The sequence below is a fragment of the Dryocola sp. LX212 genome (assembly GCA_041504365.1).
Classification (GTDB): Bacteria; Pseudomonadota; Gammaproteobacteria; order Enterobacterales; family Enterobacteriaceae; genus Dryocola.
Genome location: CP167917.1, coordinates 2,821,173 through 2,842,890, shown reverse-complemented (window position 1 = coordinate 2,842,890; position 21,718 = coordinate 2,821,173). Strand labels below are relative to the sequence as shown.

Annotated in this window: 31 protein-coding genes; all 31 read left to right on the top strand. The window is 51.3% G+C overall.

Translation table 11 applies throughout. The features are described 5' to 3' along the window. The first annotated feature begins 16 nt into the window (after positions 1-16). The 31 genes from ACA108_13735 to ACA108_13585 all read left to right on the top strand — a co-directional run bounded on the left by ACA108_13735 (position 17) and on the right by ACA108_13585 (position 21,714). A complete protein-coding gene (locus ACA108_13735) occupies positions 17-727 on the top strand; it encodes a phage antirepressor KilAC domain-containing protein (GenBank protein ID XEX98113.1) in 711 nt (236 codons plus the stop codon). Next, a complete protein-coding gene (locus tag ACA108_13730; protein ID XEX94449.1) occupies positions 724-1,746 on the top strand; it encodes a DUF968 domain-containing protein in 1,023 nt (340 codons plus the stop codon). The genes ACA108_13735 and ACA108_13730 overlap by 4 nt, the downstream gene beginning before the upstream one ends. Continuing rightward, positions 1,739-2,155: an antiterminator Q family protein gene (locus ACA108_13725; GenBank protein ID XEX94448.1), complete on the top strand. Its 417-nt coding sequence runs from the start codon at positions 1,739-1,741 to the stop codon at positions 2,153-2,155. The genes ACA108_13730 and ACA108_13725 overlap by 8 nt, the downstream gene beginning before the upstream one ends. Before the next feature lie 225 nt (positions 2,156-2,380). Beyond that, positions 2,381-2,806 (top strand): tellurite resistance TerB family protein, encoded by a 426-nt coding sequence (locus ACA108_13720; protein ID XEX94447.1) that lies wholly within the window; start codon positions 2,381-2,383, stop codon positions 2,804-2,806. Then, on the top strand, positions 2,803-2,958 hold the full coding sequence (locus tag ACA108_13715) for a DUF3927 family protein (GenBank protein ID XEX94446.1): 156 nt from the start codon (positions 2,803-2,805) through the stop codon (positions 2,956-2,958). The genes ACA108_13720 and ACA108_13715 overlap by 4 nt, the downstream gene beginning before the upstream one ends. 124 nt (positions 2,959-3,082) lie before the next feature. Next, positions 3,083-3,481, top strand: a complete 399-nt coding sequence (locus ACA108_13710; GenBank protein XEX94445.1) for a putative holin — start codon at positions 3,083-3,085, stop codon at positions 3,479-3,481. Continuing rightward, positions 3,478-3,753, top strand: a complete 276-nt coding sequence (locus ACA108_13705) for a phage holin family protein (GenBank protein XEX94444.1) — start codon at positions 3,478-3,480, stop codon at positions 3,751-3,753. Before ACA108_13710 ends, ACA108_13705 begins: the two co-directional genes overlap by 4 nt. 2 nt (positions 3,754-3,755) lie before the next feature. Next, positions 3,756-4,370 carry a glycoside hydrolase family 19 protein gene (locus ACA108_13700; protein XEX94443.1) on the top strand — a complete coding sequence of 205 codons (615 nt, stop codon included), beginning with the start codon at positions 3,756-3,758 and terminating at the stop codon, positions 4,368-4,370. Continuing rightward, a complete protein-coding gene (locus ACA108_13695) occupies positions 4,367-4,840 on the top strand; it encodes a lysis protein (protein ID XEX94442.1) in 474 nt (157 codons plus the stop codon). Before ACA108_13700 ends, ACA108_13695 begins: the two co-directional genes overlap by 4 nt. Further along, on the top strand, positions 4,833-5,069 hold the full coding sequence (locus tag ACA108_13690; protein ID XEX94441.1) for a hypothetical protein: 237 nt from the start codon (positions 4,833-4,835) through the stop codon (positions 5,067-5,069). The genes ACA108_13695 and ACA108_13690 overlap by 8 nt, the downstream gene beginning before the upstream one ends. 77 nt (positions 5,070-5,146) lie before the next feature. Then, entirely contained in the window at positions 5,147-5,365 is a 219-nt protein-coding gene (locus ACA108_13685; protein XEX94440.1) for a hypothetical protein, read from the top strand. Between the two features lie 177 nt (positions 5,366-5,542). Further along, a complete protein-coding gene (locus ACA108_13680) occupies positions 5,543-5,770 on the top strand; it encodes a hypothetical protein (GenBank protein XEX94439.1) in 228 nt (75 codons plus the stop codon). Beyond that, positions 5,748-7,211 carry a glycosyltransferase family 2 protein gene (locus ACA108_13675; protein XEX94438.1) on the top strand — a complete coding sequence of 488 codons (1,464 nt, stop codon included), beginning with the start codon at positions 5,748-5,750 and terminating at the stop codon, positions 7,209-7,211. The genes ACA108_13680 and ACA108_13675 overlap by 23 nt, the downstream gene beginning before the upstream one ends. Positions 7,212-7,314: 103 nt before the next feature. Then, entirely contained in the window at positions 7,315-7,527 is a 213-nt protein-coding gene (locus ACA108_13670; protein XEX94437.1) for a DUF551 domain-containing protein, read from the top strand. A gap of 50 nt (positions 7,528-7,577) precedes the next feature. Then, complete coding sequence (locus ACA108_13665) at positions 7,578-8,201, top strand: hypothetical protein (protein XEX94436.1); 624 nt, start codon at positions 7,578-7,580, stop codon at positions 8,199-8,201. Further along, positions 8,158-8,526 (top strand): HNH endonuclease, encoded by a 369-nt coding sequence (locus tag ACA108_13660; protein ID XEX94435.1) that lies wholly within the window; start codon positions 8,158-8,160, stop codon positions 8,524-8,526. The genes ACA108_13665 and ACA108_13660 overlap by 44 nt, the downstream gene beginning before the upstream one ends. A gap of 103 nt (positions 8,527-8,629) precedes the next feature. Beyond that, positions 8,630-9,091 carry a terminase small subunit gene (locus tag ACA108_13655; protein XEX94434.1) on the top strand — a complete coding sequence of 154 codons (462 nt, stop codon included), beginning with the start codon at positions 8,630-8,632 and terminating at the stop codon, positions 9,089-9,091. A 3-nt stretch (positions 9,092-9,094) separates the two neighbouring features. Further along, complete coding sequence (locus ACA108_13650) at positions 9,095-10,753, top strand: terminase large subunit (protein ID XEX94433.1); 1,659 nt, start codon at positions 9,095-9,097, stop codon at positions 10,751-10,753. A gap of 58 nt (positions 10,754-10,811) precedes the next feature. After that, on the top strand, positions 10,812-12,749 hold the full coding sequence (locus ACA108_13645) for a phage major capsid protein (GenBank protein XEX94432.1): 1,938 nt from the start codon (positions 10,812-10,814) through the stop codon (positions 12,747-12,749). Between the two features lie 200 nt (positions 12,750-12,949). Next, positions 12,950-14,296, top strand: a complete 1,347-nt coding sequence (locus ACA108_13640) for a phage portal protein (GenBank protein XEX94431.1) — start codon at positions 12,950-12,952, stop codon at positions 14,294-14,296. After that, on the top strand, positions 14,293-15,186 hold the full coding sequence (locus ACA108_13635; GenBank protein ID XEX94430.1) for a phage gp6-like head-tail connector protein: 894 nt from the start codon (positions 14,293-14,295) through the stop codon (positions 15,184-15,186). The genes ACA108_13640 and ACA108_13635 overlap by 4 nt, the downstream gene beginning before the upstream one ends. Then, positions 15,183-15,509: a head-tail connector protein gene (locus ACA108_13630; GenBank protein XEX94429.1), complete on the top strand. Its 327-nt coding sequence runs from the start codon at positions 15,183-15,185 to the stop codon at positions 15,507-15,509. Before ACA108_13635 ends, ACA108_13630 begins: the two co-directional genes overlap by 4 nt. Positions 15,510-15,578: 69 nt before the next feature. Next, on the top strand, positions 15,579-15,785 hold the full coding sequence (locus ACA108_13625) for a hypothetical protein (protein ID XEX94428.1): 207 nt from the start codon (positions 15,579-15,581) through the stop codon (positions 15,783-15,785). A gap of 2 nt (positions 15,786-15,787) precedes the next feature. After that, positions 15,788-16,120, top strand: coding sequence for a phage head closure protein (locus ACA108_13620; protein XEX94427.1), 333 nt, complete (start codon positions 15,788-15,790; stop codon positions 16,118-16,120). After that, positions 16,113-16,598 (top strand): HK97-gp10 family putative phage morphogenesis protein, encoded by a 486-nt coding sequence (locus ACA108_13615; GenBank protein XEX94426.1) that lies wholly within the window; start codon positions 16,113-16,115, stop codon positions 16,596-16,598. Before ACA108_13620 ends, ACA108_13615 begins: the two co-directional genes overlap by 8 nt. After that, positions 16,595-16,960 (top strand): DUF3168 domain-containing protein, encoded by a 366-nt coding sequence (locus ACA108_13610; protein XEX94425.1) that lies wholly within the window; start codon positions 16,595-16,597, stop codon positions 16,958-16,960. Before ACA108_13615 ends, ACA108_13610 begins: the two co-directional genes overlap by 4 nt. A 61-nt stretch (positions 16,961-17,021) precedes the next feature. Then, positions 17,022-17,519, top strand: coding sequence for a phage tail tube protein (locus tag ACA108_13605; GenBank protein XEX94424.1), 498 nt, complete (start codon positions 17,022-17,024; stop codon positions 17,517-17,519). A gap of 38 nt (positions 17,520-17,557) precedes the next feature. Continuing rightward, on the top strand, positions 17,558-17,938 hold the full coding sequence (locus ACA108_13600; GenBank protein XEX94423.1) for a phage tail assembly chaperone family protein, TAC: 381 nt from the start codon (positions 17,558-17,560) through the stop codon (positions 17,936-17,938). Positions 17,939-18,206: 268 nt separating this feature from the next. Beyond that, positions 18,207-20,762 (top strand): phage tail tape measure protein, encoded by a 2,556-nt coding sequence (locus ACA108_13595; GenBank protein XEX94422.1) that lies wholly within the window; start codon positions 18,207-18,209, stop codon positions 20,760-20,762. Further along, positions 20,762-21,235: a hypothetical protein gene (locus ACA108_13590; protein XEX94421.1), complete on the top strand. Its 474-nt coding sequence runs from the start codon at positions 20,762-20,764 to the stop codon at positions 21,233-21,235. The genes ACA108_13595 and ACA108_13590 overlap by 1 nt, the downstream gene beginning before the upstream one ends. Beyond that, positions 21,232-21,714, top strand: a complete 483-nt coding sequence (locus tag ACA108_13585; GenBank protein ID XEX94420.1) for a DUF1833 family protein — start codon at positions 21,232-21,234, stop codon at positions 21,712-21,714. The genes ACA108_13590 and ACA108_13585 overlap by 4 nt, the downstream gene beginning before the upstream one ends. The last annotated feature ends 4 nt before the right edge of the window (positions 21,715-21,718 follow it).

The window sequence follows — 21,718 nt, the reverse complement described above, 5'->3', positions numbered from 1 at the left end:
AGAACGTATGCAACAGATGATGAATGTCATTCCAGTATGCCCAAAGCACCACGCAGCCATGAGCGGAAAGCTGATGTCATCCAGAGAGATAGCGAAGCTGGTGCAGAGCAAACATGGTGATGTAAAACGTTCGGCCGAACGGCTCGCCGCTGGTGGTATTTTAAGCGCGCCGTTGGCGCACACCCCCTATCAACATGAACAAAACGGCCAGTGGTATGAAGAGTACTGGTTTGAAAAACGAGATTGCCTGGTCCTGGTTGCGCGTCTGTCTCCTGAGTTTACTGCGGCTGTAGTGGATCGCTGGCAGGAACTGGAGAGGGGTGGGTCGATACCACAATCTTTACCTGAAGCGCTTCGACTGGCTGCCGATCTTGCTGAGCAAAAACAGCAGCTGGAGAATCAGCTTCTGATTGCGGCGCCGAAAGTAGAATTTGTCGATCAGTATGTGGAGGCTAAGGGATCGCTGACGTTCAGACAGGTGGCCAAGCTGCTTAATGCCAGGGAGTCAGACTTCCGGCTGTTCCTGATGGATAAGCACATCATGTATCGCCTGAATAATATGCTCACCCCACATCAGCGGCATACGGAAGCTGGGCGCTTTGAGATCAAAACAGGAACAGCCAACGCCAACAGATATGCATTTGCACAGCCTCGCTTCACTCCGAAAGGCGTTAAGTGGATTGCCGGGCTATGGGCGGAACATCTACAGCAGGGCGGTTCAGTATGAGGGCTTTGCTTAAACCGGTGATCGTTCGTGAGCTCGGCGTGGTGATGCTTCGCCCTGGCCCCGAGTTATTCCCATTATTTTATGACCGCGTTCTTATCGACAGGGCCCCTGAATACATGAGCGGGGTTGCTTCGGGTGAATTGCCAGCGGCGCGCCAGGCCCTGGGTGATGATCCGGCACTAACTGCCTTCTTTGACAGTCCTAAAGTGATCAGCGCGGCGGGCGGCATTAATACGCTCGAGTCCTGGCTGCTGAGACAATCTGATGACTGCCAGTGGGCAGGATCGGATTACCACTCCAACCAGATTAAAACGGCCCGCTTCCACACCGGCGCGCTGCGCCTGTGCTGGCACTGCGATAACATGATCCACGACCACTACACAGAAAAGCTGGTGGCTATGGCCAGGACGAACGTCACAGCCTGGATTATCGATACCGCGCGCATCAACCTTTTGTTTGATGAGAGCCATGTCCTGACACTCCCGGAGCTCTGCTGGTGGGCACTGAATATGGAGATTGTGGACGCGCTGCCGGAAGATATGGCCCGCCGCGCGCTGCGCATGCCAAAACTTAGAATTCCGTCAGTATCCAGGGAGAGCGACATAGTCCACGAGTTACCGGCCACCAGCATCGTGCAGGAGAAGGCGAAGAAGGTACTGGCGCTCAAGGCAGACCCCGAGACACCTGAATCCTTCATGTTGCGACCGAAGCGCCGCCGCTGGGAGAATGAGAAGTACACCCGCTGGGTAAAGCAGCAGCCTTGCATGTGCTGCAACCAGCAGGCAGACGATCCCCACCATCTTATTGGCTCCGGTATGGGTGGAATGGGTACCAAAGCGCATGACCTGTTTGTGATCCCTTTGTGCAGAAAGCATCACGACGAGTTACACGCTGATACCGCGGCATTTGAAGAGAAATATGGCAACCAGACACAGCTGGTGATCAAGTTCCTGGACCGCGTGCTGGCAATCGGCGTGATCGGTACAGAAAAAAAGAATAGTGGAGAAAAAAATGCGTGATATTCAGAAGGTTTTAGAGCGTTGGGGCGGCTGGGCTGCCAGTGAAGGTTCGAACGTTGATTATTCTCCGATTGCCGCCGGGTTCAAAGGCCTCCTACCGCAAAGCAGCTCCAGTCGCCTGTCCTGCACTGATGACGATGGCCTGATCATTGAGAGTTGCATGGCGAAGCTTCAGAAGAAAAAGCCATACGAACATTCACTGCTGGTGGCGCATTACATCCTCGGTATATCGAAGCGCAAGATGGCGAAGGCCAGAAAGAAGGATGAGAAGATTATCAGGATAGAAATTCAGATGGCGGAAGGCTTTATAGATGGCTGCCTGGCGATGCTGGATATCAGGCTTGAAATGGACCCGGAAACAGAAAGTGAAAAAGTATTAGTGCGGTCCGCAAATAGTTTAGTAATCTGATAAGAGTGGTCACAACGACACAGCACTTATTAAATCAAAAAACCTCGCTCCGGCGGGGTTTTTGCGTATTACAGGCTCGCTTCGGCGGGCCTTTTTCATATCTGCGCCACGCTCGGCGCATTAAACCGCAGAGTCTTTCAGGGTGAGCCTTAGCAGTGGTCAGTGTGACCTCGTCTGCGGGCTGTCCACTCTGAGCGTAAGGCTCACCACTAAAGGAAGGTCACTATGTTTGGTTTGTTCAAGAAGAAAGCACGTAAAGCGATGGTTGAAGTTAAGAAGATGGAAAATCGCGATGCAGTAGAAGCTACCGTTTGGGGTTGTTACTCCATTGCTTACGCTGATGAAACTTGCGACGCATCTGAAATCGCAACGCTGGAAAAGACAATACAGGCAAAACCAGCGTTCTCTGCATTTGCGGGTGAAATCGCCAGCATGAGCAGCAATATTCGCGCGCAGTACGAAGCGTCACCACGATCTGCAAATGCTCAGGCTATGCGCGAGCTGGCAGATGTTGCTGGTACACCTGACGCGGTTGACGTGCTTTGCCTGTGCCTGGACGTTGCTGATAACGACGGTATTGGTAAAGATGAAGAAAAGCAGCTGAAGAAGATTGCTCAGTCTCTGCAGCTGTCTCTGGACGCCTATCTGTGACAGGCAAACTCCGCTGGGCCGCTGCCGCTGTGCTGTTGTTCCTGGTGGTGGCTATCGACTTCACTGGCAAGATGATGTCCATGCTGGCTGATGGTGTGCTGGTGACTGGCGTCGTTGCTTTGCTTTGGCCACTGGTCAATAAAGACAAATAGCTTTCCGCAAAAGGCAACTGAAAGGGTGCCTTTGACAGAGAGTTAAAATACAGTCGTAACTTATAACGAATCATCCCTTTGCCCTGGCCTTTGCCGGGGCTTTTTCATTTGAGGCGCACGCAATATGTCTGCTGAATCACTCACTGTCGCTGCGGTGGTGACCTCCGGAACGACAGGGGTGACGTTTGCCGCCATGTTCCCGGAAGCCACTCCAGCAGTGATGCTCTGCGCTCTTGCTGGCGCGGCAATGTACGTCCTTACTGCAGAAGAGCACCGGATCTGGAAGCAAATCATCTTCGCGCTTATTTCGTTTATCGGCGGGGTGTTCTTCGCCGGCACCGCGTCGGAAATTCTTGCGGGGCTGCTTAATGCTGCCCTGGGCGTTCTTACCCCACCAGTACACGTTAAGGTGTCGCCAGCTATCGGCGCGCTGGTGGCTTCCACAATCTCAGTCGTTGTTCTTCTGCGCATTCTCTCTAAATCAAAGACCGCCAGCCCAAAGCTGGAGGGAGGTGGTGAATGACGTGGGAATCGCTCCTGCTTAATGCCAATGCTGCCGTGTGCATGTTGATTGCGATCCGGCTTATGTTCTTCCAGAGAAACGGGCGACGACACCGCCGCCTAATGGCATTGCTTGCTTACATCATCATTCTGGCAGCTGGCTATATCTCTTTCCGCATCTGGTTCGGGCAATACATCCATGTTGACCCGGCAGAGCTGCTGCTTAACTTCACTATCTGCGTAGCCGTCTGGCGAGCCCGCGGAAACATAGCTCAGACGGTAGTCAGGAGTTAGCTTTGAACCAACAACAATTTCAACGGGCGGCTGCCATCAGCGCCGGGCTGGCCGCGCGCTGGTTTCCGGCAGTAGATGCAGCGATGCGAGAGTTTGGCATTACGGCCCCGGTGGATCAGGCAATGTTTATTGCCCAGGTCGGTCACGAGTCAGGTGGCTTCTCCGCAGTAGTAGAGAGCCTGAACTACACCCCGGCTGCGCTAGAGGCCACGTTCGGCAAGCGCATCACACAACAGCAGGCTAATGCCCTGGGCAGAACGACCCAGCAGGCGGCCCGGCAGGATGCTATCGCCAATCTGGTATACAGCAACCGGCTTGGCAATAAAGCTGCGGGCGATGGCTGGAAGTATCGCGGGCGAGGTCTTATTCAAATAACAGGCCTTGAAAACTACCGTTTCTGCGGTGCTGCTTTAAAGCTCGATCTGGTTTCCGCACCAGAGCAACTCGAGCAGGAATTGCAGGCGGCGCGCTCGGCGGCGTGGTTCTACACGTCAAAAGGCTGTATGGCATATGGTGCCGACGTTAACCGGGTTACACGCATTATCAACGGCGGCCTGAACGGTATTGAAGACCGCAAAGCTCGCTACAACAGAGCGCGGGCGGCGCTGGTGGTATGACATTCTTCAACTGGAAAACCTTCGCCGTAGGCATGCTGATCGTGATGATGGTTGTCACTGCGAAAATAGCTGCTCATGAGAAGAGGCGCGCCGAGTCGGCAGAAATAAATTTGGCGCAGGCTACCAGCACCATTGAGAATTTGAAAACCCGACAGCGTGACGTAGCCGCGCTTGATGCCAAATACACAGGAGAGCTTGAAAGTGCAAAAGCGAATATTGAGCAACTGCAGCGCGATGTTGCTGCTGGCGCTAAGCGGCTGCGCGTCTCGGCCACCTGCAAGCCAGTGTCCAAATCCACCAGCGCCACCAGCATGGATGATGCTACCGGCCCCCGACTTACTGACGCCGCTGAACGGGATTATTTCACCCTACGACAGCGTATCGAAAAAGCAGGAAAGCAAATAGCTGGCCTGCAGGAATACATCCGGCAGCAGTGCCTATCCCAACCGACAGGAAAATCAAATGAGTGAAGCAAAACCGCAGGACGGCAGCACAATTAAGGGCTATCGCACGTTATCGCCTGGCGACATCGAAGTAATGAACCGTTTTAAGGATGTCAGCCGGCACTTTTTGAGCCTGCTGGATACAGCAAAAGAAACTGGCGCTGATCCGCGTTGGGTTGCAATTGCTAAAACTGAAATGCAGAAAGCCTGCATGTTCGCCTGCCGTTCTGTTGCCCAGCCAGACGACGACTGTTAGGCATTACAACAGGCATTCACTGAGTGCCTGTGATAATGCTAACCTGTTTATGTCAAAGTAGATTAAGAGGGTTAAGCGTGAACAATATTATGACTATTAGTGAATTATTTGAAATTGGTAAATCATATTATCCCGAAGGACATTTCAGGGTTGAAATTTGGGATGTTGGTATTAGATTCGTAAACTCGGTGACTAAAAATGATGAGGAGGTTGAGGCAACGTCTTTTCTTCAGGCTGACCTCAGATCTTTAACTCCTTCAGCTGTTCGCGGATTTTTAGATGCCGAACTCCGCTGACTGTTTATTTAATAAACTGCTCGCTCTATAAAGTAAACCTTCGCCTCGCACTAGCGGGGCTTTTTTATGCGCATCGCACGCGCACATCTAAGAAAGTCTTTCAGCAGTGAGCCTAGGCAACCCGTTTACTTTCGGCGGCTTTGCCGTGCGACAGGCTCACGTCTAAAAGGAACGCACATGAACAAGCCAAAAATAGCTTGGTGTAAACGAGAGCAAATATTCAATTGCGATTCTGTTGAAAAGACGCCGGGCGAAATTTGTTTCATAAATGGTAAAGGAGAAACACCTTTCAAAGCATTCAAAGAATGGGCGTGTTTATTCAGAGTGTACATATTGAGCAACAATGCAAAGAAGCTAGATAGCGGAGGGACAGGGATTAAATATGAAACACTCAGTAATCGTTGATGGTGTTACTTATAGTCCTGAACACTTTGCTCATTCGTCCATTGGCATTGCCATAACTACTCATAACAGACCTGAAGTGCTTAAGCGTGCCATTGAGCAGCATACGAAGCATCTCCCTTCTGGTGCGCTGGTGGTTGTGATAGACGATGGGTCAAAGCCTGCGGCAGTAATTCCTGATGGCGTGAAACTGGTTCGCCATGAGTTATCACGCGGTATTGTGGCTTCTAAGAACGCCAGTCTGGCAGCGCTCTTGGACGCGGGATGTGAGCATCTCTTTCTGTGGGATGATGATGCTTGGCCCATAGCCGCTAACTGGCATCTTCCCTATATCGAATCACCTGAGCCACATCTTGCTTACCAGTTTCTTGACCTTGCAGGGCCAAAGAAGCTGAACGATATGGCCGTTCTTTACCGGGACGATAAACACGTGGCTTATACCGGCCAGCGCGGCGTTATGCTGTATTACCATCGCAGCGCCATCGAAAAGGTTGGTGGTTTCGACCCAGTCTACGGGCGTGGGATGTACGAGCATCCTGATCTGGCGTTACGCATTCACAATGCCGGGCTAACGACGTGGGCGTTCGCCGATGTGGTCGGTTCCGAAAAGCTGATTTACTCGCTGGATGAGCACGAAGCAGTAGAGCGTTCAGTGCCTCGCCCACAGCGTGAAGCTCTTGAGCGATGCAACGCGAAGATATTTGGTGAGCGACGAGACGCCGGATATACCGGGTTTGCCGAATTCCGCCAGCAGCGGAACGTAGTGATCACATCATTACTGACAAGCCAGCCAGACCCACAGCGTGGGGTGAAGATGAATGCTGACCCGGCACTATTATCAGTCTGGGCATCATCTATTCGCGGAGCTGATGCTGTTGTGCTCGCAGATGAAGTGGTTCGGCCGCCAGATGGTGCTTTGCTGGTTATTGTTCCACCTGTTGAGACGAGTGTTTATTTTGCCCGCTGGCTGCATATTTACCAGTACCTTCGAGAGCACAAAGAGATCAGGTTCGTCTGGTGTACCGATGGCACCGACGTTGAGATGCTGCGTGAACCTTGGGAAGAAATGCAACCTGGCATCATCTATGTAGGGTCGGAGCCAAAAACCTACGACGATGTCTGGATGAAGCAAAGCCACCACGGGCAGGTTTACAGCGCGTTCCTGAGTGAGAACCGAAACAGCACAATGCTTAATGCTGGCTTGCTTGGCGGCAGCCGGGAAGATGTGATGGAGTTTGCTCATCGTATTCTCCGTTTGTATTACCGTATCGAAAGCCACCGCTTCTGGGGTACTGAAAAATCACCTCAGACAAAGGTAGATATGGCAGCGTTCGGCATTGTTGCTAAATCATTTGGCGATAGAATAGTTACCGGTCCGAAAATCCATACAGTCTTCAAGACTGAGGGGATCGGCAAGAAGTACGCTTGGTGGCGCCATAAATAGTACAGATGTGAAATAATAAATGAGTGGCTAGGGTAGCTCCTGAAAAGCGACATCGTCATCGCCTGCCACTCATTCTTTGACGAGCAACTAAGACGAGGTTGTTATGGGCATTGATAAAAGCCAGTGGATAAGCGTTGAAGATAGGTTGCCAGAAAGCAAAAAAGATAGGTGGTCCGCTGAAGTAATAGCGCTTAGCGATACCGGAGACGTGTTCAAATTAACCTGCATGGGAACGTACTGGCAAAGAACGCAGGCATTCGTTGATTCCGGGTCTGAAAAGATAACCCACTGGATGCCGTTGATATATCCAGAATAAAGAAAAGGTCGCTAAGGCGGCCTTTTTTATTGTGAGCTGAAAGGTCAATCATGATCGATATAAAATTCGTGGTAGTAGGTCATCATTCACGCCGTGAAATGGCGACCAACCTTGCAGCATTGCTTGGTGCTCACCTACTTATTGATGAAGCAGAACACGGTGCAAACTGGAATCATCGTCGTGCTTTAGTCTGGGCAGAAGAGCAGGATAGTCGCGTTGTAGTTCTGGAAGATGATGCGACCCCCGTTAGTGGCTTTGCTGAGTTAGCCAACGAATGGCTATCCAGATTCCCCGAAACCCTTATCAGCTTTTATTTGGGAACCGGTCGCCCACCGCAGTATCAGCTCGAGATAGCTACGAAGCTGGTGCTGTCTGATAAGAACCGAACTGACTACATTACGATCCCCCGGCTTATTCATGGCGTCTGCTACAGCATACCGCCGCAGCACCTCGCCAAAGTCTTATCAAGATGGAACCACAGCAAAGCGGCTGACTATGCCGTCGGCGATGCTTACGGTGGTCCTGTGCTCTACCCATGCTACTCACTCGTTGACCATGCTGATGGCATGCTTGCTGAGAAGCCGAAGGACAACATGCCACGCCTGGAAAGGCGTAAAGCCTGGAGGTTAAATGGCAAAGCTCACAACGTTACAACCACGACTCAAAGCGATTGAAACGCGACGACTCAAGCCAGTGTATGGCGAGCATCGGCGCATCAGCGGTAGTGCCAGGGTTGGGATGAAACGGAGGGTCTACAAGCGCGACGGCGGACATTGCTGCATGTGCAAGCGAGTAGTTGACCTGTATGACAGCCAGCTTGATCACCGCGTCGCCCTACAGTTCGGCGGGAACAATGACGAAACCAATCTCTGGACCATTTGCACTGAATGCCACACGGCCAAGTCAGCACGCGAAGCATCAACTGGTCAGCCCGATGAGGAAGCCATGAAGCATAGGGTTCCTGAGTGTCGTGACGGCCTCGATACGGTCGTTATTTGACATGTAAAGGGTGGGGGGGTATCAACAAAAGTAAACCCAAAATGCGCTGGACACCACGCCCCCTCTCACGCGCAGAAAAAATCCCCTTTTGGAGGGTGTAAACATGTTAACAGGACAGAAGCGCAAGTTTGCTATCGCGCTGATGTCCGGCTCAACTCAGACTGCCGCTGCTATAGAGGCTGGTTATTCTGAGAAATCCGCGCGTTCCAAGGGTTCGCAGCTGGCTAAAGACCCGGATGTCATCGCGTTTATGAAGAAGAAGCGTGTTCCGGAAACCGCTGTAGAAGTCTCAGCCGCCGAGCCGAAAACCCCACCGCCGGTTGTTAACAATCTGTCCGGGAATTTCGATGACCCGCTCGAATTTTTAAAATCAGTAATGAACGATCTCTCCGAGGATACTGACGTCAGAAAAGACGCAGCAAAGGCCATGCTGCCTTATATCCATCCGAAGAAGGGAGAGGGCGGGAAAAAAGACGCCCGTAACGCTGCGGCCAAGATAGCAGCAGGGGCCAGCAAATTTGGTGCGATGGCACCGCCTAAGCTTGTCGTGAATAATAAGGGGTAATCTATGGCTGAATGGACCACGGCCTGCCTCGACTGGGAGAACAGGCTGGTCGAAAAGGCTTCGATTATTCCACCCCCGATATTTCCAGAGCAGGCCGAATACGCCCTGGGCATTTTTAAAGAACTCCGGGTATCAGATCTACCGGGTAAGCCGACTTTTGGCGAGTGCTCGGAACCCTGGGTTTTCGATTACGTAAAAGCTATTTTTGGCGGATATGAAGCCGAGACGGGAAAGCAACTGATCCGAGAATATGGTCTGCTTATCTCGAAGAAAAACACAAAATCAACCATTGCCGCGGGCATTATGCTGACGGCGGTTATCCTCTGCTGGCGAGAAGATGAAGAGCATCTGATTCTGGCACCAACTAAAGAAGTCGCGGACAACAGCTTTAAACCGGCGGCCGGGATGATTCGTGCCGACGACGAGTTGTCGGATATGTTCCAGGTGCAGGACCACATCAGGACTATCACCCACAGGGTGACGCGCAATACCCTAAAAGTTGTGGCAGCCGATACCGATACGGTTTCCGGTAAAAAGGCCGGCAGGATACTTGTTGATGAGCTCTGGTTGTTCGGCAAGCGGCAAAATGCTGAAGCCATGTTTATGGAAGCACTCGGCGGGCAGGTGTCCCGTGAAGAAGGTTGGGTGATCTTCCTGACTACGCAAAGTGACGAACCGCCTGCCGGTGTATTCAAAGAGAAGCTTCAGTACTGGCGAGACGTCAGAGACGGGAAGATTCACGACCCCAAAACGCTGGGCGTTCTTTATGAATTCCCGGAATCAATGGTGGAGAAAAAGCAGTATCTGCTTCCTGAGAATTTCTACATAACAAACCCAAACATGGGGCGTTCGGTCAGCGCTGAGTGGCTTGAGGACCAGTTGCGGAAGAATCAGTCCAAAACTGACGGCACACTGCAGCAATTCCTGGCTAAGCATCTCAATATTGAAATCGGCCTAAACCTCCGAAGTGATCGCTGGGCCGGGGTCGATTTCTGGGAGCAACAGGTGCAGGCAGTATCCTTCGAGGATATTCTGCGGCGTGCTGAGGTTATTACCGTCGGGATAGACGGCGGCGGCCTGGATGACTTGCTGGGACTCTCTGCTATTGGTCGCGACAAAGATACCCGCGAGTGGTTGTGCTGGTGCCATGCCTGGGCGCATAAAATTGTGCTCGAGCGTCGTAAAAGTGAAGCATCGCGTCTTTTGGGGTTTCAGAAAGACGGGGATCTGACCATCGTTGAGTTCGTCGGGGAGGATACTGACCAGCTGGCTGAGCTGGTGGGTCGCATTCACGAAGCCGAATTGCTCGACAAGATCGGCATTGACCCGTCAGGGGTTGGTTCGATTCTGGATGCGCTAACCGAAGTAGAGATACCGGCGGAAAGTGTGGTAGGCATCAGCCAGGGCTGGCGCCTGGGTGGTTCAATCAAAACGACTGAGAGAAAACTGGCCGAAGGTGTACTAATTCACGGCGGCCAGCCAATGATGGCCTGGTGCGTGGGTAATGCCCGCGTTGAACCTAAAGGGAATGCTATCCTGATTACTAAGCAGGCCAGCGGGAAGGGGAAAATAGACCCCCTGATGGCCTTATTTAACGCCGTGTCGCTGATGGCTCTTAACCCGGAAGCGAAGAAACAGGATTACCAGGTATTTTTCATATGACATACACGTCAGTTTATGACCCGCTCCGGCGGGTTTTTTCGTTTCTGGAGGCAGATAAATGACGTTTAAACGCGCCTGCACTCTCATGACGGTGAAGTCGGTTAACGAGGATGAACGGATTATTACCGGCATTGCCTCTACTCCTTCTCCCGATCGAGACGGTGACATTCTGGAATCAGGCGGGGCGACCTATCGAAGTGAAACTCCCTTCCTGTGGCAACACGACCGCTCTCAACCTATTGGGACCTGTACCCCGAAGATGGTCAAGGAGGGGATGCAGATCACAGCAAAGCTGGCGAAGCCTACCCCGGACATGCCGTCACAGCTTGCCGCGAGGCTTGATGAGGCATGGGCTTCTATCAAAGCCGGGTTGGTTCGTGGCTTATCGATCGGCTTCCTTCCCAAGGAGTACTCCTACCTGGATGAGGGCGGCGTACGTTTCATTAAATGGGACCTTCTGGAAGTGTCCGCTGTGACTATCCCGGCAAACGCCGAGTGTTCCATCCAGACCGTTAAATCTTTCGACCGTCAGTTTTTCGCCGCGTCAGGCAATGAAAAACTGGTGGTCACAACAACACCATCTGCTGGCGCTACAGCAAAAAAAACTATCGAAATTAAAGGAAAAAATATGAATCTCTCCGAGCAAATTAAAAGCTTCGAAAACAAGCGTGCAGCGCTGGCAGCATCTCTTAGCGACGTTATGAGTAAAGCCGCTGATGAGGGGCGTACTTTGGATAGCGAAGAAACAGAGCAATACGATAATGTTTCCGCCGAAGTGAAGTCTGTCGATGAACACCTCAAACGTCTGCGTGACCTTGAAAATAACATGGCGGCCACTGCTGTTCCTGTTAGCAAAGCCGCTAATGGAACAGTAAGCACGGTTGACAACCGTGGTCCTGGTATTATTCGCGTTGAGCAGAAACTGGAAAAAGGCATCGCTTTTGCTCGATTAGCTAAATCCCTTGCGGCGGCAAAAGGTGTGCGATCTGAAGCTCTTCAGATTGCCAAGAACAAATATCCCGACGATACGAAATTACACCATGTACTTAAAGCAGCGGTAAGTGCTGGTACGACTACCGACCCAGAATGGGCTGGTTCACTTGTCGAATATCAGGAATTTGCGGGAGATTTTGTTGAATTCCTGCGTCCGAAAACTATCATCGGTCAGTTTGGCACTGGCAATATCCCTTCATTACATGAAGTTCCATTCAATATCCGTATTCCGGTGCAGACGTCTGGTGGGGCGGCGCAATGGGTAGGACAGGGCAAAGCAAAACCACTGACAAAATTTAACTTTGAAACAGTCACTTTCGGTTTTTCAAAGGTTGCAGCAATCTCTGTTCTTACTGAAGAGCTGTTGCGCTTCTCAAATCCAAAGGCGGATGTTCTGGTTCGAAACTCTCTGGCCGAGTCGGTAATTGCTCGACTGGATACAGACTTCGTGGACCCAGCCAAAGCTGCTCAGGCTGGAATTTCTCCCGCCTCCATTACCAATGGTGCGACAACAATCCCGAGCACTGGCGATCCGGATGCGGATAGCACTGCAGCTTTCGAAGTTTTCATTGCTGCTGATCTACAACCAACAGGTGCCGTCTGGTTGATGTCCAGCTCCACTGCACTGGCATTATCAAAACGCAAAACCCCTCTGGGTGCTAAGGAATATCCTGACATGACAATGTTCGGTGGCACCTATGAAGGTCTCCCTGCGATTGTTTCGCAATATGTTGGTAACCAAATTGTCCTCATGAATGCCCCAGATATTTATCTGGCAGATGAAGGTGGTGTAGCTGTTGATATGTCCAGCGAAGCATCACTGGAAATGGAGTCTGCGCCAACCGGTGATAGCGTTACTCCAACAGGAGTCGAGTTAGTTTCTATGTGGCAGACCAACAGCGTAGCAATTCGTGCCGAACGTTGGATTAACTGGCAGCGCAGACGCACAGCAGCCGTTGCAGTAATTAGCGGCGTTAACTATAGCTCAGGCCAGACAAGCTAAAACGGAGGGCGGGGGGAACCCCGCCATATTTATGGCAAGGATCAAATACCTTCAGCGAACGCATGACTCATTGCCTGGCGATGAAAAAACCGTGAATGACCAGTGCGCGAAGGTACTGGTTTTGATTAAAAAGGCTGAATACGTAATCGTCCGGCGTGCTGGTGGCAATAGAAGAAAAAAGATAACGAGGGGGCCGGCTGATGTTGGGATTTTTTAAGCGGAAAGAGAAGGCGCTGCAGCAACCCTCTAATCAGGGATGGACCTCTATTTTTTCTTGGGTCAGGGAACCATTTGCAGGTGCCTGGCAACGAAATATGGAGGTCAGCAACCCGACAGTACTGGCTTATTATGCTGTGTTTTCCTGTATTTCTCTTATTGCCAGCGACATATCCAAAATGCCTCCCGCTTTGAAGGCTAAAGGCTCAGACGGTGTATGGAAAGACTTGCAGGACGCAAAAATAGATAAGCTTTTTAAAAAGCCGAATGCTTTCCAGAATCGTATTCAGTTTTTGGAAACGTGGATCAACTCGAAACTTTGTCACGGCAATACGTATGTGATGAAGGTTAAAAATGCTGCGGGCGCCATCAATGAATTACGTATTCTTGACCCAAACAAAGTTACGCCTCTTGTGGCGGAGGATGGCTCGGTTTTTTATCAAATAAACCCCGATAACATCAGCGGACTACCGGCGCAGGTCACCGTACCGGCGCGTGAAATTATCCACGATCGCTTCAACTGCCTGTTCCATCCGCTGATCGGGGTATCGCCAATTTATGCCTGCGGTATGGCTGCTATGCAGGGCAAACACATTCTGGAAAGCTCTGCGTTCTTCTTTAAAAATGGTGGCAAACCGAGTGGTGTTATTACCATTCCCGGCTCTGTCAGTGAGGAAAAGGCCAGGGAGATAAAAACTAATTGGGATACCGGCTATACAGGGGAAAACGCTGGCAAGACTGGCCTGCTGTCAGGCGGTGCTGAATATAAAGCGGTGACCATGTCTGCGGTCGATGCGCAGACGGTGGAGCAACAAAAGCTTTCAGCTGAAATGTGCTGTTCTGCATTTCACGTTCCTGCGTACAAGGTCGGCGTGGGCGAGATGCCGTCTTACGACAACATTGAATCTCTTGAGCAACAGTATTACTCGCAGTGCCTGCAGGTGCTTATCGAGTCGATTGAAGTGCTGCTGGATGAAGCTCTGGATCTTGATGGTCGTAAAGGCGTTGAGCTTGATATCAGCTCGCTTCTGCGTATGGACAGTGAGCGACGCATGAAGACTTTGGGCGAAGGGGTGAAAAATACCATTCTTACCCCGAACGAAGCGCGCAAAAAAGAAAACCTGCCACCCGTCGATGGTGGGGATGCGCTCTATCTTCAGCAGCAAAACTACAGCCTTCCGGCGCTGGCCCGGCGCGATGCATCTGACGATCCGTTCAAGTCGTCATCCACGCGGCAGCCAGAACAGCAGGAAGAATCAGCCAGTAAAGCTTTCTCTGCTGACGAATTGTCTGCAATGAAAGCCATGATCAGAGGAATGATTGCCAAATGAATGACCGTGAACTGGCAATAATTAAAGCCGTCACCGAAGAAATCAGCGGCGTGCTTTCATTACTCCGGGAAAGCTTTGCAAAGCAACTGGAGCAACAGCAACAGGCTTTTGAAGAAAAATTTTCATGTCTGAGTAAATCACTACAGGAGATAGTTGACTCTCCGGAACCAGATTTGTCGGCTATAGCGCGTGAAGCGGCAGCCCTGGTTCCCGAGCCGGAAATCCCGGATCTTCCTGACATCGACGCGCTGGTGGCTTCTGCGGTGCAGGCGCTTCCCGCTCCGGCTCCAGGTAAAAGCGTATCCCCTGAAGATGTTCAGCCGATGCTTGAACAACTGGTTAAAACAGCTGTATCAGAAATTAAGGTGCCAGCCGCTCCCGAGATTCCTGACATTAACGCATTAGTCACCGCCGCGGTGCAGGCTCTCCCAGAACCAGAACCCTCTAAAAATGGTACAGATGGACGAGATGCCCTGCAGCTTGAGGTGTCGCCATTCATTGACGAAGAGAAGAGTTATCCTCGCGGCAGTTATGCAACTCACTCAGGAGGGCTGTGGCGCGCGTATGAAAAAACGCACGGCATGCGCGGCTGGGAATGTCTTGTTGACGGCGTATCTGGAATTGATGTCACAAACTCTGATGAGAGGAATTTCACGGTAGCGGTGACGCGCGCCAGTGGTGCAGTAGAAACGAAATCCTTCTCTATTCCTACGCTGATTTATCGCGGCGTCTTCAAGTCTGGTGATGTGTATAAACGAGGCGACACGGTCACCTGGGGTGGTTCGATGTGGCACTGCGATGAAGAGTCGACAGATAAGCCAGGTGAAAATGGATCGAAAGGCTGGACGCTGGCGACCAAGCGCGGACGGGACGGGAGGGATAAAACGTGATTGAACTCGTTACGCTTGAAGAAGCGAAGATGCATTTACGCATCGATGATGATTACGGTGATCCCGACCTGACGTTAAAAATTCAAGGCGGAAGCGCTGCGCTGTTGGCGTATATCCAAGGGAGTCGCGATAAGGTCGTCGATGAAAATAACGATCTTATTGAAGGTGAACCGTTGACCCGGATGCAAACAGCGTTGCTGGTGCTGCTTGGATATCTGGACAGGAATCGTGGTGCAGAGGAGGAAGAGAAGCTTAAGCAGGGAGAGCTTCCTTTTGCTGTATCGATGCTCATCTACGACCTTCGCCGTCCGACAATTATTTAGGAGTCTTTATGGCATGTTCAGGCTGTGAACGCCGAAAGGCATGGCTAAAAAAAATGATGCGGATCGCATATGAACGAGCAACAGGCAAACAATCTATTCGAGGCATTGAGCAAGCAGACGCAGGCCCTTCAGGAACAGACAATCGCAATCACCCGGCTGGCTGATTCAAATATTGCGCTGTGCGAATTGATTCTTCAGGCATTAAACGAAGGCGCTGATGATGAAAATACTATCGACCAAAAGTTTTATCTCAACGGCAAACCCGCCAGGGGGTAACAATGAAAGCTGGCCCATTACGCCATCGCGTGATGCTACAGGAACCTTTGAAAACTCAGGATCCAGAAACTGGCGCAATTGTTGATTCCTGGGTGGACGTTAAGGAAATCTTTGCAGAAGTGACGGCAGTCTCGGCACGTGATTTTGCAGCTGCTCAGGCGTTTCAGAATAAAATCACATCCCGCATAAAAATACGCTATCGAACAGGTATCAGCGATAAGCACAGAATCCTCTTCAGGGGAGAGATTTACAACATAGAGGGCGTGCTTCCCGACCCAGACAGCGGGCTGGAGTATTTAACGCTCCCCTGTTCAAGTGGGGTGAACAATGGCTGATGGTATTGAGTATTCAATCACTGGCGTTGACTCCCTCATTGGGAAAATAGAAAGCATAAGCTCCGACCTTAAACGCAAAGGTGGCCGGGCAGCGCTGCGCAAAGCATCGATGGTCATTGTTGAAAAAGCAAAGTCTAACGCCAAGCGGTTTGACGATCCGACTACGGGAAGAAGCATTGCCGACAACGTTGCGCTGAGATGGAACGGCAACCTTTTTAAGCGAACAGGTGATTTGGGTTTCAGAATTGGCGTACTGCATGGCGCAGTACTTTCAAAGCACCCGGACAAATCCACCAACGCACCAACCCCACACTGGCGCCTGTTGGAGTTCGGAACGGAGAACATGAAGGCACAGCCATTCCTTCGTCCCGCCGCCGAATCAAGCGTAAATGAAGTGATCAACGTATTTGCAACTGAATACGAAAAATCGATAGACCGCGCGATTAAGCGAGCACAGAAGAAAGGAGTCAAACCATGATCCCTCCCATCTTCGCAGTTTGCTCTGCCAGTGATGTTGTTAAAAGCATGCTCGGCACATCTCCTGTTCGGCTATATCCATTTGGTTTGCAAGATGATGTTGTCACTTATCCCTATGCGGTATGGCAAAACATATCCGGGCAACCAGATAACTATCTTGGTCAGCGGCCAGATGTGGATCGCTACTCAATACAGGTTGATGTTTATGCCGATACGCCTGTGCAGGCAATGAATACGGCTCGCGCCTTGAGAGATGCAATCGAAGGTGAAGCTTACATCACACGATGGGGCGACCAGACCAGAGATCAGGAAACGAAGCGATATCGATACTCCTTTGATGTTGACTGGATAGTCAGCAGGTAACCCATAACCCAATCCTTCCCCAACCGGCCTTGAGCCGGTTTTTTTATACCCGGAGATAATTATGTCAGTAGTGACTCAAGGCACTCAAATGTTCGTCCTGCTCAATGGAGTGGTAAGCGAAGTTGAATGTATTACGTCGTTTTCACCCGGCAGCAGCCCTGCAGATCAAATTGAAGATACCTGTCTGAGTGAAACCAATACCCGCACCTATAAAAAAGGGTTGCGAACTCCCGGGCAGGCCACTGTTGCGCTGAATGCTGACCCAGCAAATGCGAGCCACGTAATGCTCAGCAATTTAGCCGAGTCCAGCGATCAGGCCGATCTCACATTCGCAATTGGTTGGGCTGATGGCACCGATGCGCCGACTGCCGCGCCAGCGGGGGACCCGGACGCTGTTGACGGCCTGGTTCTGCCGGATACGCGAACCTGGTACGTTTTCCAGGGATATGTCTCTGACTTCCCGTTTGACTTCCAGGCCAACACCGTTGTGCAAACCTCCGCAACCATCCAGCGTTCTGGTCAGGGCGTCTGGGTTCCTAAAGCACAACCAACCAGCTAAGCAACAGCGGGGGAAACCCCGCCAGTCGAGAGGAATTTATGAAACTGACTTTGAACGCACTTAAGCAAATCGGGGCATTTACGGGACGCCCGGTTGAGAAAGAAATCACCTGGAAAGCGCAGGACGGCACAGAATGCACGGCAACTACCTACATCCGTCCAATGGGTTATCACACCGCAACCAGTGAAGTTCTGGCTCTGTCCGGGAAAGTTGATGGTGTGGCAGGTCGCATCGCTGCATCTATTTGCGATGAGAATGGAAAGCAGGTGTTATCTGTTGCTGATATTACCGGCGAAGCAGACCCGGAACGCGGAGGCCTTGATGGCAGCCTGACAGTTGCGCTTCTTATCGCAATTCAGGAAGTCAACAGCATGGGAAAGACGAGCTCAGCGCAGACGACGAGTTCTGGTGCGAATTAGTCCTTAACGGGATCGGCGGGAGAACAGTAGCCGAGGCAAAGGAGCGCATCAGCTTAACCGAATATCGCGACTGGATTCTTTACAGGCAGAAGTTCGGAAGCCTGAATCCCATGATGCGCACCGAGTGGGCTGCTGGCCTCGTTTCATCTGTGCTGGCAAACGTCAATCGGGGCAAAGATACCCCACCTTTCAAAATCACCGATTTTACCCCCCATTTAAATGAGCCCGCTATCAATCTGGAGCAGGCTATGCAGGAGTGGAAATAAGCATGGCTGGTAAATCACTCGGCACACTGACTATCGACCTGATCGCCAAAACCGGCGGGTTTATTTCTGGGCTTAACCAGGCGGAAAGAGCCTCCGAAAAATGGGGGAAGCAGGTACAAAAGGATGCTGAAGCAACCAGTGCTGCTATCGCTGGGACGGCCGCAGCCGCGGTAGCCGCCGGTGCAGCTATTGGCGCCGCCGGTTTTCAGTTACTCAAATCAACATCTAAGCAGATTGCGGAAACAGACCGCTGGGCAAAATCCCTGAATATTGCCACACAGGATTTACTTGCGTGGCAGTTTGCAGCAGAAAAAGCAGGCGTTACCGGGGACCAGATGGCTGATATCTTTAAGGATATCGGCGACAAGATTGGTGATGCAGTACTGAACAAATCAGGCGAGGCCGTTGATGCGCTAAATGCCCTTGGACTGTCTGCTGAAAAGTTATCAAAAGTAACCCCAGATAAGCAGCTGTTAGCTATTGGTAATGCGCTGGAAAAAATCGGCACGAACGCTGAAAAAACCACGATCCTTGAAAGCCTCGGCAATGACCTGTCGAAACTGTTGCCACTTTTTGACAACAATAATAAAAAGTTAGAACAGTTCATAAGCCTGGCTAAAGATTACGGAGTTGCACCAGACCCTCAATCTATTGACGACCTGGTAAAGGTCAATGCACTTTTTGAAGATATGGAAGCCCAGGTGCAGGGGCTGAAAATGGAGATTGCTTCAGGCCTGGCTAAAGTTGATCTTTCTCCATTACAGACCGCGCTTGGTGACCTTCGCGATGTATTGACCGATCCTCAAATTCTGCAGGGCATCACCAATCTTGTTTCGGAAGTTGCGCAGTTAGCTGGATGGCTGGTTAAGGCAGCGGCTTCCGCAGGGCAGCTTGCCGCGAGTACGGGAAATCGAATGGCGGCGCTTGGTGGGAATATAGACCTCACCAATGTTGATCAGATTAGCGAGCGAATTGCCTACCTGCAAAAGAATCTGGAAGGGCGCGGCGATACTTATGGGCAGGGCGAATCTTTCTTTGGCTGGATTACTGGTGCAGACGACAGTGTTAAAACGCTCAGCGATGAGCTTAACAATCTGATCGCTACTCGTGACAAGCTCAGCAGGCAGAAGATTCCAGAGCTTCCCTTGGCACCAGCGACAACAGGTACTGCCAATGTGTTCGCGTTACCTGCTGGTGGTAGCAATGGAAAAGCCACGCCTGATGCAGGTGCCAAAAAATTAGCAAGCGCCTTCAAATCTACCGAGCAGAGCTATCTTCGCCAAATAGAGCTCATCGACACAACCGGCAAAAAAACGGCGCAGGTAACAGAACTTGCAAAGCTTAATTTTGACATTACCACTGGCAAATTAAATGGGCTCAATGCATCTGAGCAGGAGAGGCTGAAGCAGCTGGCTACCGAACTTGATAGCCTTAATGCCATTAAAAAAGCCAACGAAGAAAACCTCAAGCTGGCTGAGTTCACGACAAACCTGCAAAAGCAAAATCAGAATGCAAAAGCCTCGAATGATTCTGATTTTATCGGCGCAGGCATGGGGGAGAAGGCCCGCCAGCGCATGAAGGAATCGCTGGATATTCAGCGCGACTTTCTCGATAAGCAGGCTGATCTCCAGAAGCAATATCAAAACGGGGACATCAGCAAATCGCTTTACGATGAGGAAACGGATGCTCTGCAGCAGGCGTTAAATGAGCGCCTGGATATCCAGAAGGATTATTACCAGAAGTCCGACGATCAGATGGGCGACTGGCAGGACGGCATAATGGATGCCCTGAACGACTATGCGGACAATGCGGCTGATTATTATCAAATTGCTGCTGATAGTATGACGTCAATCATTGGCGGCGCCACCTCTTCCATATCTGACAACCTGCAGGATTTGATTCACGGCGCCGAAGACGTCGGGGACTTTTTCAGCAATATCTTTGCAGACCTTGGTGACACAATCATCAAGACACTTTCCGATATGGCCGCTCAGTGGCTTGTCTATCAGGGTGTTCAATTGCTGGTTGGGAAGTCCACTCAGGCCGCGGCGGCCGGTTCATTAATCGCAAACGCTCAGGCCACATCTTTGCAGGCCCAACTGGCGGCTTACGCCTCAACCGCCGCTATTCCTATTGTTGGTCCTGGTCTGGCACCCGCTGCGATGGCGGCCGCTGCCGCTGTAACGGTTCCTCTGGTAGCGGGAGTCGCAACATCATCTCTGTCCGGCATGGCGCACGATGGCATCGACAGTGTACCGGAAACAGGCACCTGGTTGCTGCAAAAGGGTGAACGTGTCGTAACGTCCCAGACATCAGCGAAGTTGGATGAAACTCTGAACAGAGTCAATCAGCAGACTACAGGCGGGAAAGATTACGCGCCAACGTTCCAGATTAACGTCAATGGCGACCCATCCGACACTCAGATTGCAATGATGAAGAAAGCCACAGCAGATGGCGCGAAGCTTGGGTATCAACAGGCCTCAAGCGATCTTGCAACAGGGAAGGGGCAAATCTCTAAAGCAATGCTCAGGTGGAACGCCGGGAGGAGAACGGGCTAATGGCTAAGACAACGAGCATAAATTATCCGGCTGATTACCTGCCCATTCCATTACAGGATGGGTATGGGTTAAAGCCAGTAAGTCCTTTGCTCAGGACAGATTTGTCCTCTGGCAGGGCCAGGCAGCGCCGACTCTACACCTCAACGCCAACTCAAGCCGCCGTATCGTGGTCGTTCAGCGATCCGGAAGGTCAGCTGTTTGAGGCCTGGTACCGGGACACTATTCATGACGGAGCAGACTGGTTCAACATGCCTCTGCGGTCGCCGATGGGCATAACTGACATGTATGTCTGCCGGTTCGTGGATATCTATGAGGGACCGACAATCGAGGGCGGAAACTACTGGCGCTACACGGCGACGCTTGAGCTTTGGGAGAGGCCAGTACTTGCACCCGGTTGGATTGATTTCCCGGATTACATCATCAACAGCAGCATCATTGATCTTGCGCTTAACAGGGAGTGGCCAAAGGCATGACTGTACTTAATCGACTTTATGCCTCATCCGGAGATGAGGTGATCATCGAAACCCTGCAGATAAATATTGGTTCCGAGGTAATTTATCTGTGTAAGGGTTTTGATGACATTACGGCGATCACCGAAAACGATGAAACTGTTACTTTTCGTGCAGCGGCCATTGATATTGCGCTGCCTGCCAGAAACAGCGACGGCACGCAGGATCTGCAGTTTGCGGTTGATAACATCGACGGGGTCACTTCAACAGCAATACGTAATGCCCTTGATAACCTCACCGAAGCAACTCTGACTTATCGCAACTACATCTCAACAGACCTGACGGCTCCCGCTTCTGTTCCTTATACCCTGGCAGTAAAGAACGGAAACTGGACTGCCACCCAGGCACAAATCACGGCCGGGTATATGAATATCCTCGATACCGCGTGGCCGCGTTACAGATACACCCTACCGTATTACCCCGGTCTGCGTTACATGAGTTAAGGAT

Excerpts from the sequence above, each read along its gene's own strand:
- ACA108_13605 (XEX94424.1), top strand. The coding sequence starts at position 17,022 with ATGTCAGTAGTGACTCAAGGCACTCAAATGTTCGTCCTGCTCAATGGA.
- ACA108_13695 (XEX94442.1), top strand. The coding sequence starts at position 4,367 with ATGACATTCTTCAACTGGAAAACCTTCGCCGTAGGCATGCTGATCGTG.
- ACA108_13595 (XEX94422.1), top strand. The coding sequence starts at position 18,207 with ATGGCTGGTAAATCACTCGGCACACTGACTATCGACCTGATCGCCAAA.
- ACA108_13735 (XEX98113.1), top strand. The coding sequence starts at position 17 with ATGATGAATGTCATTCCAGTATGCCCAAAGCACCACGCAGCCATGAGC.
- ACA108_13730 (XEX94449.1), top strand. The coding sequence starts at position 724 with ATGAGGGCTTTGCTTAAACCGGTGATCGTTCGTGAGCTCGGCGTGGTG.
- ACA108_13690 (XEX94441.1), top strand. The coding sequence starts at position 4,833 with ATGAGTGAAGCAAAACCGCAGGACGGCAGCACAATTAAGGGCTATCGC.
- ACA108_13650 (XEX94433.1), top strand. The coding sequence starts at position 9,095 with ATGGCTGAATGGACCACGGCCTGCCTCGACTGGGAGAACAGGCTGGTC.
- ACA108_13665 (XEX94436.1), top strand. The coding sequence starts at position 7,578 with ATGATCGATATAAAATTCGTGGTAGTAGGTCATCATTCACGCCGTGAA.
- ACA108_13655 (XEX94434.1), top strand. The coding sequence starts at position 8,630 with ATGTTAACAGGACAGAAGCGCAAGTTTGCTATCGCGCTGATGTCCGGC.
- ACA108_13610 (XEX94425.1), top strand. The coding sequence starts at position 16,595 with ATGATCCCTCCCATCTTCGCAGTTTGCTCTGCCAGTGATGTTGTTAAA.
- ACA108_13680 (XEX94439.1), top strand. The coding sequence starts at position 5,543 with ATGAACAAGCCAAAAATAGCTTGGTGTAAACGAGAGCAAATATTCAAT.
- ACA108_13600 (XEX94423.1), top strand. The coding sequence starts at position 17,558 with ATGAAACTGACTTTGAACGCACTTAAGCAAATCGGGGCATTTACGGGA.
- ACA108_13585 (XEX94420.1), top strand. The coding sequence starts at position 21,232 with ATGACTGTACTTAATCGACTTTATGCCTCATCCGGAGATGAGGTGATC.
- ACA108_13640 (XEX94431.1), top strand. The coding sequence starts at position 12,950 with ATGTTGGGATTTTTTAAGCGGAAAGAGAAGGCGCTGCAGCAACCCTCT.
- ACA108_13660 (XEX94435.1), top strand. The coding sequence starts at position 8,158 with ATGGCAAAGCTCACAACGTTACAACCACGACTCAAAGCGATTGAAACG.
- ACA108_13645 (XEX94432.1), top strand. The coding sequence starts at position 10,812 with ATGACGTTTAAACGCGCCTGCACTCTCATGACGGTGAAGTCGGTTAAC.
- ACA108_13725 (XEX94448.1), top strand. The coding sequence starts at position 1,739 with ATGCGTGATATTCAGAAGGTTTTAGAGCGTTGGGGCGGCTGGGCTGCC.
- ACA108_13710 (XEX94445.1), top strand. The coding sequence starts at position 3,083 with ATGTCTGCTGAATCACTCACTGTCGCTGCGGTGGTGACCTCCGGAACG.
- ACA108_13670 (XEX94437.1), top strand. The coding sequence starts at position 7,315 with ATGGGCATTGATAAAAGCCAGTGGATAAGCGTTGAAGATAGGTTGCCA.
- ACA108_13615 (XEX94426.1), top strand. The coding sequence starts at position 16,113 with ATGGCTGATGGTATTGAGTATTCAATCACTGGCGTTGACTCCCTCATT.
- ACA108_13620 (XEX94427.1), top strand. The coding sequence starts at position 15,788 with ATGAAAGCTGGCCCATTACGCCATCGCGTGATGCTACAGGAACCTTTG.
- ACA108_13675 (XEX94438.1), top strand. The coding sequence starts at position 5,748 with ATGAAACACTCAGTAATCGTTGATGGTGTTACTTATAGTCCTGAACAC.
- ACA108_13625 (XEX94428.1), top strand. The coding sequence starts at position 15,579 with ATGAACGAGCAACAGGCAAACAATCTATTCGAGGCATTGAGCAAGCAG.
- ACA108_13635 (XEX94430.1), top strand. The coding sequence starts at position 14,293 with ATGAATGACCGTGAACTGGCAATAATTAAAGCCGTCACCGAAGAAATC.
- ACA108_13590 (XEX94421.1), top strand. The coding sequence starts at position 20,762 with ATGGCTAAGACAACGAGCATAAATTATCCGGCTGATTACCTGCCCATT.
- ACA108_13720 (XEX94447.1), top strand. The coding sequence starts at position 2,381 with ATGTTTGGTTTGTTCAAGAAGAAAGCACGTAAAGCGATGGTTGAAGTT.
- ACA108_13705 (XEX94444.1), top strand. The coding sequence starts at position 3,478 with ATGACGTGGGAATCGCTCCTGCTTAATGCCAATGCTGCCGTGTGCATG.